Below are 13,721 nucleotides of genomic sequence, written 5' to 3' on the forward strand. Positions count from 1 at the left end.
GTCTTTTATTTACTTATAAACAAAAAGGAGTGAGACGATGGGCGTCAATATATGGACCGGGGTCAGTGGTACGGGTAAAACCGATCAGATGTTCAAAGAGATTGAAGCAATAACGATGGACGAGCCGCTGGGTTCGAATATTTATATCATCACACCGACACAGAACACACTGCAGTATGAGCGCATCATCACCGCACGCACGAATGAAAATATCGTCGGCAGTCTGAGGGCGGGTGTGTTCAGCTTCCAGCGTTTCATCTGGCATATTTTCAATGAAATCGGCCACGGCAACAGGGAAACTCTGAGTGAAAGCGGCCAGGTCATGCTGTTACATAAAATAATGAACGATATGAAGCCGGAATTTAAATATTATCAGGATTCGGGCCAGTATATAAAATTCTCCAAAAAAGTGCTCGATATGCTGAAGGAATTCAGGACGTACCAGGTGACGGTCGATGATATCGGCCTTGTGACTTCTGAAAAGGAACGTTATCAGGATAAGCTGTACGATCTGACGCATATCTACAAATATTGGCTTGAACAGATTGAACAGCATAATATTGAAGATCTGAACATCATCAATACGTTTATGAACGTGCTCGATGTCAATCCGGATGTGAAGTCTCTGAAGGACGCGGTCATCTACATCGACGGCTTCCATAACTTTACGGAAAGTGAATTCCAGCTCATTGCGAAACTGTCAAAAAGAGTGAAGACCGTCAACGTCCTGTTAACGCATAAAGGTGAAAATAAAACCCTCTTCAGAAAGACGGATACGAGCATCGAACGCCTGCAGGAACTGCTCGGAAGCGACGTTAAAATCGTCCACTTCGAAGATCAGTTCAAACGTTCGGGCAAAATGGGACTGATCCAGCTGGAGGAATATTTCTCAAACAACCGCCCGATGACACTGTACGACGGCATAAAAATTACGGAATCACCGAACATCATCGATGAAGTCACCAATGTCGCCCGGGAAATCGAAAGGCTGACGGCGGACGGCGATGTGAACTATAACGATATCGGCATCCTTTACCGCGATCAAGGGTATATTCAGCACATCCATTCCATTTTCAGACGTTTTGATATTTCATACCACGTCGACAGAAAGGTCCCGATGTACTCGCACCCGTTCATCCAGTTCATCATTGCGGTGCTCGAGTGCTACATGCGGAAATTCGATTTCACGGCACTGATGGATGTTTTAAAAACCGAATATTTAACGGACGCGGCAGACCGGGATTACATTTTCGAGTTTGAAAACTTCGCACTGGAGCGCGGACTGACGAGAAGCGCTTTATTCAGAGATGAATTGTTTACGGTCAAAAAGATTCGCAATTCAGAAGGAAAAATCATCGAAAAAGATGTCACCGAAGACGTCGAGGACCTGCTTAATTTTAAAAATAAAGTGCTCAGCCAGCTGTCGGACCTGTTCAACCGGTTCGATGAGGCCGTGACGGTGAAGGAGTATATCACGATCATCCACAGCTTCATCACGGCGCACGGCATCGATGCGAGAATTGAAGCGGAGATTGAACACCTTGAACAGACGGGCGCACTGATTAAGCGGGATGAAACCGAACAGGCCTATAACCAGCTGATCCGGCTGATGGATGATGCGTATATCGTCTTCAGAGAATCCGAAGTCACGTTCGATATATTTTATGAAACATTCAAGGACGGGTTGTTGAACGCGGAGTTCAATCTGCTGCCTTCAACCATCGACCAGGTCATCATCGGTAACCTTGACCTTGCCAAAGTTGAAAACAAAAAGTATGTATTTCTGATCGGCATGAACCGGAACGTCATGCCGAAGGAAACGCGGACGAACGCAATTATCAGAGAAGAGGAAAAAGAACTGTTCGAAGCACACGACATCATCCTGTCGCCGAGTGCCAAAGTGCTTGCCCAGGACGAACGGTTCGTCTTTTACCACGGGATAACACGGGCGACCGACGGTCTGTATATCAGCTTTTCAAATACGCTCGCAGGCGGCGAGACGACAAAGATCAGTCCGTTTGCCGGAGAGATCATTCCGGAGCCGGACCACCAGAAAGATATCGTCTACAGCCGGACATCGCTGTATGAAAACTTCGAGCCGGAAAAACTGGTGTCATCGGCACGGAGCATGGAGTCGCTCATCCACCTGAAAATGCGGGAACTGCTCAATATAAATAATGCGGCAGTGCAGGAAATTGCGAAATATCCTGAATTCAACACATGGATCCGCCTGTATCAGATGATCAAACAGTATGATACGACGGGCATGTACTCGAGAATCAAGGCGAGTCTCACGGATGACAACCGTTCGGAGCCGATCTCACATGACACGGCTGAGCAGTTATACGGTGAATCGATGATGGCGAGTGTGTCGAGGTTCGAATCATTCAACCGTTGTGAGTTCCAGCATTTTTCAAACTACGGACTCAAGCTGAATGTCAGACAGCCGTTCAAAGTGGCGCCGCTCGACCTCGGTAACCTGTACCACCACGTACTTGAGCATGTGACGCGAAAGCTCGATTTTACATTCCAGCATGAGGACGATCATATCGGCAGCATTATTGAAACGGCGATTGACGAAGAAGCGGCAGCCATACAGTACGGCATTTTCAACGAATCATTTTATAATGCTTCACTGAAACGCCGTGCCAAAGATGCACTGGAAAGACTCATCCATTTCATGCGCGATATCGAACGTCTCGGGGAGTATAAGATCTCCCGCGTCGAAATGTCGTTCGGCAAAGAGTATGATGACCTCGGTGAAGTGATACTGAAAAGTCACGAAGGCCGTGAAATCGCCCTCCGGGGTAAGATCGACCGCATCGATGCGTATAATACCGGCGGCGATTCATACGTCAATCTGATCGACTACAAATCAAGCACGAGAAGCATTTCAAGAACCGGCATACTGAACGGTCTCGAACTGCAGATGATCACTTACATGTATGTCCTGACCGAAAAGGGCAATACTTTATTCGACGGGGAAATAAAGCCCAACAGCATGCTGTTCTTCCCGGTCAAGGACCCGGTGCTCAATCTTAAAGAGGAAAAGGATCCGGAAGACATCATTAAAGAGCAGAATAAACAGCTCAAGCCCGACGGCGCGTTCATCAACGAACATCCGTCGTTCAATGAATATCTGGACGACACTTCAGTCGGCCTCAGCGGACTCTTATCAGACCTTGAAGACTATACCGAATACGGCGAATTTTATCCGATTACGGTGTCCGCGAAGGGCAAGATCAACGCACGGACGAAAGGGCGCTACTTCAGCCCGGCGCTGTTCAGGCATTATGCGGACTACGTCATGGAGCTGTATAAGACGGTGACGGATGATATATACAGCGGGGCAAATAAAGTGAATCCCATGGCGACAAAAGATGTGCTGCCATGTAATTTCTGTGATTTCAAGTTTGCCTGCCGTGTGGATTATTTACTGAATGCACGCGACATCCGTGAAAATAAGATGGATGAAACAGAAATCGAGCAATTTGAAAGTGAGGTGACGGGTGATGGTGGCCTGGACGGATGAACAGTATGAAGCGATTCATTTCAGCGGTTCGGATATATTGATTTCGGCCGCTGCGGGAAGCGGTAAGACGACGGTGCTTGTTGAACGGATCATCCAGAACATCGTCGGCGGCCGGTATTCGGTCGATGAACTGCTCGTTTCGACATTTACGAATATGAGCGCAAAAGACATGAAAGAGAAAATTGAAAAAGCGCTCAGAAAAAAGTATATCGAGACCGGGGACGCCCGGCTGAATGAAGAGATATTAAAACTGAACGAAGCCCATATATCGACCCTTCACAGCTTCTGTCTCTACTTGATCAAGATGCACTACAACGTCATCGGCATTTCGCCGGATATGCGCACGCTGTCCGATATCGAAGGGCAGATCCGTCTCGAAAGCGCCATCGACCAGGTGCTGGAAAACTATTATGAAGACGGTTCGGAAGCATTCGTGGAGCTGAATCTGATGACAGCCTCCGATAAGAACAACAGCGGGCTGAAAGATATCATTAAAAGTATGTATTTCACCGCTGTTGCGAGTCCCAGGCCGCAAGTCTATCTGACTTCGCAGTTCAACCAGTATGAAAACAATGTGCATATGCAAAAAATACTGGATGATTACAACGATATCATCAAACATAAACTGATTGCGCTTGAGGCATCACTCGACAGCCTTCATAAGGATTATCTCGCGGTCAGCCACGACGAACTGAAAGATACACACAAAAGGGATGCCTTCGATGCGCTCCAGGATATGATCCGGACAGTGGCGTTTGCCCGCGAAGACAATCTCGAGGGCAGAGCGATCGCTCTGCCGCCGTATCAGTTAAAAGACGGAAGAACTTCTTTTTTCAAAAAGATCGCAGATCCCGACGCAAAAAAAGAACTGACCGACACGCAAAATAAAGTGAAGGATGCCTATAATGGTCTGCTCGCGCTTCATGCGTATACGTACGAGGAAGTGGAGAGCGAGCTTTCGCCGATGAATGAGATGAATAATGTGCTGGTTCAGATCGCGCTCGATGTGCTCGAGCTTTTCAAGGAGAAGAAAGCGAGCAGAAATGATATGGACTTTTCGGACTATGAACATTATGCGCTCGCAATTTTAAGTGCGGACGACAATGAAGTCGCGAAAATTTATCAGGCCCAGTTCAAGGAAATCATGATTGACGAATACCAGGATATCAACCGCGTGCAGGAAGCGATCATCTCGCTCATTAAAACGGGTGGGGAGAAGGACGGCAACCTGTTCATGGTCGGCGACGTCAAACAGTCGATATATAAATTCAGACAGGCGGACCCGTCGCTGTTCATAGAAAAATCGAACCGGTTTGCCGAACCGGGCAGCGGGAAAGTGATTCATTTGAACCACAACTTCCGTTCAAAAGGCGAAGTGCTGGATCTGACGAACAGCGTGTTTGAGCGGATCATGGACACGACGGTCGGTGAAATCGACTATGATGACGGACAAAAGCTCGTGCAGGGCAACTATTTGGATGCCCCGGACACCAGCCAGGAAGTGCATGTTCTGGAAGATGCGGAAGGCATTGACGGCAACGTCGAGATCAGGCATATCATCGATGTCATCAAGGATAAGGTGCGCCGCGGCGTGAACTATAAAGATATCGTCATTTTAACCCGTAACACGAGGGACAATGATGATTACAGAAAAATGCTGAGTGAAGCGGAGCTGCCGGTATACGTCAACAACCGGACAGGGTATCTCGATACGCTTGAAGTGCGCACACTGCTGAGCATCCTGTCCATCATCGACAATCCGTTGCAGGATGACCATTTTGTCGGCACGATGCGTCTGCCGCAGTTTGACTTCAGTGAGGAGGATATCGCAAAAATCCGTTCACTGTCGGATGCGGATTACTTTTACACAGCATGCCGGGAGTACAGCGAAGATGATGAGCTGAAAAATAAAATTCTTGAATTTTTTAATGTTCTGGATGCGCTCCGTATGCAGGCGCGGTACTTGAGTGTGCCCGAGCTCATCGATGAAATTTATTACCGCTTCAATCTGCCGGAATATTTCTCAGGACTTCTCGGCGGTCAGAACAGGCGGGCGAACTTGAACGGTCTGATTGAAAAGGCCATGGAATTTGAAGAGATGTCGCATATTTCCCTGTATCAGTTCATTACGACAATCACCCGGATGATCGAAGACGGTCAGGACTTCGGCGAGGAAAATACAGTGTCGCCGGATGATGATATTTTACGTGTCATGACCATCCACGCTTCAAAAGGGCTGGAGTTCGAATACGTGATTTATGCAGGCATCCACAGAAATCTGAACTTCAGGGACCTGCAGTCGAGAGTCATTGTCCATGCGGATTACGGCATCGGCTTCAAACAGTTCAGACCGGCCGATAATACGATTTTACCGAGCATCCACTCGACGGTCATGCAGGAGTATATTAAAAAAGAGACGATATCAGAAGAGATGCGGCTCATTTATGTGGCGATGACGCGTGCGGTGGAACAGCTCATCATACCGATCGTCTTCAAAAAAGAGGAAAAGCAGAAGTATTTATATAACGGGGGCATGGTGCTTGCCGATCACCGGCTGAATATTACGAGTGTCCAGGACCTGCTTTATCCGATACTCAAATATTTGAATGATGAAAACTTTGAATTCATCAAGATGGACAATGTTGTCATCGAAGATGAGGCAGAGGAAGAAAAGACGCACCATATGACGCTCGATATGCTTGAAACGGTCGATGCGGGGCGTTCGGAATCTTTATATGAGCGGTTCAACTACCAGTATCACAGTCCTGAACCGACGAACGTCGTCCATAAGGAATCGGTAACTGAAATCAAACGTAAAAATGACGCGCCGCCGGATGATGCGAAAGTGATCCGGCATACGAGACAGGTCAATTTAAAAGAACCGAATTTCAAAAGGGACCAGGTCGAGGCGCCGATTTTCGGGACCATCATGCACGAAGTGATGATGCATCTGTTAAATGACTGGAGTACTTTCAACGGTCTGGAAGTTTCGGACAGGGCAGCGTATATCAGCCGCCTCATCCAGAACATCGAGGACAGGGAAACTTTCCTGACCGAAGTACACGTTAAGAAAATCCATGAAAACGTCCTCCGTTTCATCAGTGATGAGACGATGATGGCCCTGCTCGATAAACAAAAGCAGATTCACACTGAAATTCCCTTCATCATGAACCAGCAGGCGATCGGCTATTCCGAATATGAATCGCAGATTGTCCAGGGGATTATGGACTGTTTATTGGAAATCGACGGTCATTATACTATCATTGACTATAAAACTGACTGGATTCCGCCAACGTTTACAGAGGAAGATCTTGCGGACCGGTACAGAACACAGATGGATATTTACCGCCGCTCGGCCGAAAAGGCGCTCGGCCGGGAAGTATCGGTATATCTCTATTTCTTTTCTTATGGAGCGATAAAAGTTGAAGACTGACAATAAACGACGCATATTTTTTATAATGGCCATCGCGATTCTCCTCCTCGCCCTGTCAAACGGCATGAGGTTTACAATACCGCTCGACGTCATCAACCCGTATGAATACTTTTACGGTACCGAGCGGATGCATTTTCAAATTATGAACATCTTTTTAGGCGGCGCAGCGGTATCATTCGCTGCGGTTGCCGCCGGCTACATGCTGATGGCTTTCAAGGACCATCCGCTAATGAATATCATTTTGACGCTTGTGGTGATGATGATCGTATCGGTGATTTCTGCGGTCTTTCTTTTCGGGTTCGATCCGCTGCCGGGCATCCTTCTGATGCTGATCATCGCGGCATTTTTCATCCGCACGGACAGACGGATCGTGCTGGGCGCATTTGTACTGCTCTTTACGCTGCATGTGATTGTCAACGGTCTGATGGTCTTGATCAGCGGCATGCATTCACCGGGGGACATCATCTACTCGAGCATCCAGGAAGTGAACAGATTTTCGAGTACATTCAGAAGCAGTGATTATTTTGCGATCATCGGGTTGAATCTGGAAGTGTTTTTCACATATCAGGTGAGTGAATGGTTGATGTGGGTACTGGGCATTTTGCCGTGGACGCTTCTCGGTATTGTGCTGTACCGATTCAATGTGGCGGAGCTGTTTAAAAATAACGGCATGCTGATGATATCGATGACTGCGGCACTCCTTACGGGCGGCCTCCTGATCAAGATGATCGAAGTCATTTCAATCGGCTCCTTTACAGCCGCTGAATTTGCGGAACGTTTCGGCGGCCCGCTGCTCGGCACAGGCTACTTCATGCTTGTATTTCTGATCTATAATCTGCTGCCGGAAAAACTGTCAAAAGTATTCGGTGCGGCAGGCGAGAAGGGACTGACGGTCTACGTGCTGTCGAATATTCTTATGGCTTTCGCATCATACGGCATCGGATTTACGTTGTACGGTGAAGTTGCAATCAGCAATATGATCTTTATTATATTAATTATTTATGCAGTTTTACTTGTTATTATGAACATTTTGAGGAATTATGACGTAAAAACGCTTGAGGAATTAAGTGCTGTCACAGTCAGAAATGAAAACATTAAGTGAGTATGTTTGTTATAATATATATAACTAAAATTTAAGGAGAGAATTCCATGAAATTTTTAACTTTTGAATATGAAAATGAGACGTATTACGGGGTAAAAGTAAAACGAGAAGAAAGTGCATGGATTTTACCAAAGTTATTTGTTGATTTTGGAGAAGCGGACAATTATCCAAAGACTTTACTCGAAGGAATCTCAACTTATCACACACTGGATTTTCAGGAAATCGTCAGAAAGTTGGTGGAGAAGGCGAATGCATCGGAAAATCCTGAACGATATAAGGCACCTTTCAATGACATTAAATTTTTAGCGCCGGTGACGCCGCCGAATAACGTGATCGCGCTCGGCCGCAACTATAAAAAGCATGCTGAAGAGATGAACAACAAGGCGGACAGCCTGTATGTATTCACAAAACAGGCGTCAAGTCTTGCGGGGGATGAAGCGGTCATTCCGAATCATAAGGATATTACGGATGAGCTGGACTATGAAGGCGAGCTTGCGGTCGTCATCGGCAAGCAGGCATGGAAAATCGAGAGCAATATGGCGCTTGACTACATTTACGGCTACACGATCATCAATGATATTACGGCGCGTGATGTGCAGAGGGAACATGCGCAGGCGTTCCTGTCGAAAAACCTGAAAGGATCGTCTCCGATGGGGCCGTTCATCGTGACGAAGGATGAGCTGCCGAATCCTGAAGAAACGTCAATCGTCACAAAAGTGAACGATGAAATCCGTCAGGACGGTTCAACGAGCGATATGGTCCTTAAAATTGCGGACATGATTGCTGAAATTTCGAAGTATATCACGCTTGAGCCGGGGGACGTCATTGCGACAGGCACACCAAGCGGTGTCGGTGCAGGGATGAATCCGCCGCAGTATCTCGAGCCGGGTGATGAAATCCGCATCTCCATCAACGGAATCGGCACACTTACGACACATATTGAAAAATAAAGGGCTGAAAATGTCTTGAATTCGATGTTATAATAGGTTGGAAATCTTTATAAACGAATGGAGAAAGGAAAGTATAATGATACATTTACACTTAACTACGATTGTACTTGCTGTTATTTTATATGTCATCGCACTGGTTTTCTATCAGAAAGGCGGCCAGGGCAATGCAGGTAAAATGTCTCATATGATTTTACGTGCAGACTATATCTTCTTAATATTCAGCGGTCTGATTGTCTACATTCAAAACATGGAAGGTATCGGCAACATGGACGGCGGACATATGTTTTACGGCATTAAAGTACTGTTCGGCCTGGCGGTTGTCGGACTTATGGAAATGAGCCTGATCAAGACGCAAAAAGCTGCAGGCGCTGCAAATACTTTGAAAATCATAGCGGTCATTGTATTGGTCATTACTGTCGGACTGGGCATTTATTTACCGCTGGGTCCTTTAAGCTCCATGTTTTAATTAAGGCAGCATGCTGCAGGCCACTATCGGTCTGCAGTTTTTTTATATAGATTTTATGAACTTTTCATAAAAACCGACCGGAAAATATATAAATCTAGTATACTGGTATGAATGAAAGTAAAGGCAGGCATAGATAATGAAGATATTAAAGTTGATGATGATAATGTTTTTAATCGGCACAGGCTCGCTGACACCATATACATACACATCCGCAAACACGCTCGTGGATACGGATACCGACAGAATTTACAGCATAGTGGTGGACCGCTTCCTGAACGCAGATGAGGCGAGCGACCAGAATGTGACTGTGGATGAAAACCCTGAAATGCGCTTCGGCGGGGATTTCCAGGGGATTGAAGACAACCTAGATTACATAAAAAAGATGGGCTTTACAGCAATCCATCTGTCACCGGTATTTAAGTTCTCGGACGATGATTATCTCGGTTACGACGTTGAAAGCTATGACGAAATCGATGCAGGTCTCGGCGGGGAAGAAGGGCTGAACAGCCTGGTTGAAGCCGCACACGACATGGACCTTGAAGTATTTGTCGACATGCCGGCAGTATCTGCTGACGGTGAAAACACGGTGGATGACGTGAACGTCAATGACATTTACTCAAGTTACCTGGAAGAGAAGGACATCGATATTCTGGATCTTAATGATGCATCCGTCCAGAGCGATTATCAGGATAGGGTCCAGAATTTTGTCGATGAGTACAATATCGACGGCGTCTCGATGATGGTCGCGCAGGATGACGTGGACGCGTCCCAGATCTTTCCCGAAGGAATAAAAACCTATGGCTTTTTGACAACGGAAGATGCAGCTGCGGGCGGGTTTGATTATGTCGCGGACGAGTCAATGAGAACTGAAATTGCGGAATCATTTGCGACCGTCGACCGTGAAGTGACGGAACTCCCGGAGTCTGAAAATATGCTCCTCGTCGACCACTGGTTCAGTGAGCGTTTCACTTCACATGCTGTTGCCGAGAACATGTTCCCGGGTACGCGCGTCAAGCAGGTCATGACATATATGTACAGCCATCCCGGCCCGGTCGGCATGCTGTACGGAACGGAAGTCGCGTTCAATGGTGAAGAGATGCCGACCATCCATCCGCAGATGGATTTATGGACGGACCAGGAAGTGGTCGAATATTTGGAGCATATCAACCAGGTGTTCAGTGACCATAAGAACGCCCTGACCGGCGAACTTGAAACACTGCATAACAACGACGGACATTATATCGCCCGTTACCACACGAACGAAGTGGACTTTATTTTAAATGTGAATGATACCGGCGCGACGCACGGCGTCAACCTGGTGCTCGACGATATCGATGAAGACCATGTGCTGAGCGGTATGCTGATCGGTGACATGGTCAGAGCGACATCGCCGGGTGAATACATCGTCGTTCTCGACCGTGAAGAGACGGAGCTGTACGCAATCATCGAAGAGCAGGGCTTTAACAACGGCTACATCATCGCAAGCATCATCATCTTCGGCGGATTCGCAGTATTCATCTTCTTCGCAGCATGGAACGGCAGAAAAAATAAGAAAAAATCATAATGATAATATGCGCCACTAAAAAACTTCATGTTTTTTAGTGGTTTTTTGATTTTGGCGCTGTGAGGGTCGTGGCGCTATAAGTGGCGGTTCGGCGCATGAGTTATGGCGCTATGAAGGGCGTGGCGCTATAAGTGGCGGTTCGGCCATGAGTTATGGCGCTGTGAAGGGCGTGGCGCTATAAGTGGCTGTCCGGCGCATGAGTTATGGCGCTGTGAAGGGCGTGGCGCTATAAGTGGCGGTCCAGCGCATGAGTTATGGCGCTGTGAAGGGCGTGGCGCTATATATAGTAGTCGAGAATGATGCTTGTGGCACGAGATTGATGAGAAATCGGAGTTTACTTCGATTCGAGGATAATTTCGACATAACCATCAAGTATTTCAATGAATTATGTCCGCTGCCCCCAGGAAAATAAAAACCACAACTCCCCCTCGAAAAAGGTGAGCTGTGGCGATAATATGATTTTACATCAATCCGCGATTCTTCATCTCTTCAATCGCTTTGTATCCGACCATGTTCAAAAAGCTTTTCGGACTTGAGAACGGCGGGGAATAGGCAACCTCGATATTGACGAGGTCCTGCGCTTTCCCGCCCATCCGGATATGCGTGGCCAAAGTATCGAGACGCTTATCGACACTGCTCTTGGAAATGATCGACGCTCTCAAAATCGTGCCGTCATGTGCAATATAAATCTTGATTTTAATCTTCGACGCGCCTTCCATGTAGCCGGCCTTGAAATTCTGCTGATGGTCGATGACGAAATGTTCGTAATCCCGGACCGCTTCCTGCGGAATACCGACAGACCCGACTTCATAATCGAAGAACCGCATAATATTCGTCCCGAGCAACCCCTCGAACGTCACATCATATTCCCCGTGAATATGATTCGAGATCACGTAAGCCATGCGGTGCGCCGGCCAAGCAAGCTTAATATTCGCCGGCTGTTTTGGCACATGCAGATACTTCGTCTCCATGACGTCGCCGAGTGTATAGACATTTTCCACATTCGTCTGCCCATACTCATTGACCGGAATCTGTCCGCCCGCAGTCATCGCAATGCCCGAACCCCTCAGAAACTCAGTATTCGGATGGAGTCCGATCCCCTGGATGATCAGAGGCGCTTTGATCTTTTCATTATTTGTTAAAAATAAAAACCCGTCCTCATAGCGCTCGACTTCGGCGTTTATTTTCAACTCTATGCCGTTTTTCTCCATTTCCTGGTGAAGCACGGCGACGATGTCCGCTTCGACATGGCCGTAAATATTTTCATTTCTGTGGACGATGGTCACGCCGATGTCACGCATCCTCAAATTCTCGGCCATCTCGAGACCAATGAAGCCGGTGCCGACGACAACGGCCTCCCGGACTTTATTTTCATCAATGAACCCGATGATTTTATCCATGTCTTCTATGTTATGAAGTGAAAAGGCTTCGTCGACATTTTCAAGGCCGGATACGACTCTTGCCCGGCCGCCCGGGGAGAGGATCAGATAGTCATAAGTATCGTTGAATTCTTCGCCGGTGGTCATATTTTTGACCGTGACAAACTGCTTGTCGGCATTCACACCGACCACTTCATGGTAAGTGAATACGGACACCCCTTTATCATTGAATGACTCGGGTGTCGCAGCGATAAGCTTGCGGCGCTCGTCGACCTCGCCGCCGATATGGTAGGGCAGGCCGCAGTTCGCAAAACTGATATCGCGGTCCTTTTCGTAAATGGTAATGTCAATTTCCTGATTGAGACGTCTCAGTTGAGACGCTGCGGTAGCGCCGCCTGCGACGCCGCCGACTACAATGACTTTTGCCATCGGTTACACTCCTTCATTGAAGTAGAACATTGCGACTGTACCGTTACCTGTGTGGCTCGAAATTGTCGGGCCGATCATACTGATATTGACGACTTTGACTTCCGTTTCTTCAAGAATCTTCTGCTTCAGCTGCTCAGCGTAATCCAGTGCATTCGACTGCACAATATGGATTTTTCCGGTAATCTGATCGTCATTGATGTGCTCAATCATGCTTTTGTACACTTTTTTGATGCCTCGGTGTTTTTCAAGCGGAACGAGTTTGCCGTCCTCAATGTGTAGAAGTGGTTTGATGTTCAGCAGTCCGCCGACAAATGCACTGCCTTTAGACAATCTCCCGCCTTTTGCAAGATAGTCGAGATCGTTGACCGTAAAGAAGTGACGGATATTTTTAACATTCTTTTCAACGTTTTTAATCACTGCTTCATTGGACAGACCGTCTTTTAAATCATCACTCGCATTTTCTACAATCATGCCGAGACCGTAGCTCGCAGCATGTGTGTCGATGATAGTGATATCCGCATCAGGATAATCATCGAGCAGCGTATCACGCGCAATGACTGCACTTTGGTAAGTACCGGATAATTCACTTGAAAATGCGATGTAGAGGATGGATTCACCTTTTTCAACGAAAGGTTTGAAAGCCTCGACAAAATTTTCCGGGTTGACCTGGGAAGTTTTCGGGCGCTCACCGTCAGTGATCGCCTGAAGCACTTCCTCACTTGAAATATCAATCTGGTCTTTGTAATTATTCTCACCGATATTAATGGTCAGAGGCACAACTTCGATACCCCGTTCTTTACTGTCTTCCAATGCGATATCCGCACAGCTGTCTGCAAATAAAATCATAGTATACCCCTTTCATCATC

Annotated in this window: 8 protein-coding genes; 6 read left to right on the forward strand and 2 right to left on the reverse strand. The window is 47.1% G+C overall.

Annotated features, from left to right (window positions below; genetic code table 11):
* Positions 1 to 37 precede the first annotated feature (37 nt).
* The 6 genes from BO48_RS07995 (at position 38) to BO48_RS08020 (ending at position 11,047) form a co-directional block, all read left to right on the forward strand.
* Positions 38 to 3,532 (forward strand): PD-(D/E)XK nuclease family protein, encoded by a 3,495-nt coding sequence (locus BO48_RS07995; protein WP_496366907.1) that lies wholly within the window; start codon positions 38 to 40, stop codon positions 3,530 to 3,532.
* Entirely contained in the window at positions 3,513 to 6,965 is a 3,453-nt protein-coding gene (gene addA / locus BO48_RS08000; protein WP_496366908.1) for a helicase-exonuclease AddAB subunit AddA, read from the forward strand. The genes BO48_RS07995 and addA overlap by 20 nt, the downstream gene beginning before the upstream one ends.
* Positions 6,955 to 8,067 carry a DUF418 domain-containing protein gene (locus BO48_RS08005; RefSeq protein WP_496366909.1) on the forward strand — a complete coding sequence of 371 codons (1,113 nt, stop codon included), beginning with the start codon at positions 6,955 to 6,957 and terminating at the stop codon, positions 8,065 to 8,067. Before addA ends, BO48_RS08005 begins: the two co-directional genes overlap by 11 nt.
* 47 nt (positions 8,068 to 8,114) lie before the next feature.
* Entirely contained in the window at positions 8,115 to 9,017 is a 903-nt protein-coding gene (locus BO48_RS08010) for a fumarylacetoacetate hydrolase family protein (protein WP_496366910.1), read from the forward strand.
* A gap of 76 nt (positions 9,018 to 9,093) precedes the next feature.
* Complete coding sequence (locus tag BO48_RS08015; protein ID WP_496366911.1) at positions 9,094 to 9,483, forward strand: DUF1516 family protein; 390 nt, start codon at positions 9,094 to 9,096, stop codon at positions 9,481 to 9,483.
* A 157-nt stretch (positions 9,484 to 9,640) separates the two neighbouring features.
* Positions 9,641 to 11,047, forward strand: a complete 1,407-nt coding sequence (locus tag BO48_RS08020) for an alpha-amylase family protein (RefSeq protein WP_496366912.1) — start codon at positions 9,641 to 9,643, stop codon at positions 11,045 to 11,047.
* Positions 11,048 to 11,508: 461 nt separating this feature from the next.
* Here the strand turns inward: BO48_RS08020 and BO48_RS08025 are convergent, their stop codons facing one another.
* Both BO48_RS08025 and BO48_RS08030 read right to left on the reverse strand, forming a co-directional pair.
* Positions 11,509 to 12,855 (reverse strand): CoA-disulfide reductase, encoded by a 1,347-nt coding sequence (locus BO48_RS08025; RefSeq protein WP_496366913.1) that lies wholly within the window; start codon positions 12,853 to 12,855, stop codon positions 11,509 to 11,511.
* Positions 12,856 to 12,858: 3 nt separating this feature from the next.
* Positions 12,859 to 13,701: a DegV family protein gene (locus BO48_RS08030; protein WP_496366914.1), complete on the reverse strand. Its 843-nt coding sequence runs from the start codon at positions 13,699 to 13,701 to the stop codon at positions 12,859 to 12,861.
* Between the last annotated feature and the right edge of the window lie 20 nt (positions 13,702 to 13,721).

This window comes from Lacicoccus kunmingensis DSM 17847 (genome assembly GCF_059568765.1).

Excerpts from the sequence above, each read along its gene's own strand:
- BO48_RS08025 (WP_496366913.1), bottom strand. The coding sequence starts at position 12,855 with ATGGCAAAAGTCATTGTAGTCGGCGGCGTCGCAGGCGGCGCTACCGCA.
- BO48_RS07995 (WP_496366907.1), top strand. The coding sequence starts at position 38 with ATGGGCGTCAATATATGGACCGGGGTCAGTGGTACGGGTAAAACCGAT.
- addA (WP_496366908.1), top strand. The coding sequence starts at position 3,513 with ATGGTGGCCTGGACGGATGAACAGTATGAAGCGATTCATTTCAGCGGT.
- BO48_RS08010 (WP_496366910.1), top strand. The coding sequence starts at position 8,115 with ATGAAATTTTTAACTTTTGAATATGAAAATGAGACGTATTACGGGGTA.
- BO48_RS08020 (WP_496366912.1), top strand. The coding sequence starts at position 9,641 with ATGATAATGTTTTTAATCGGCACAGGCTCGCTGACACCATATACATAC.
- BO48_RS08030 (WP_496366914.1), bottom strand. The coding sequence starts at position 13,701 with ATGATTTTATTTGCAGACAGCTGTGCGGATATCGCATTGGAAGACAGT.
- BO48_RS08015 (WP_496366911.1), top strand. The coding sequence starts at position 9,094 with ATGATACATTTACACTTAACTACGATTGTACTTGCTGTTATTTTATAT.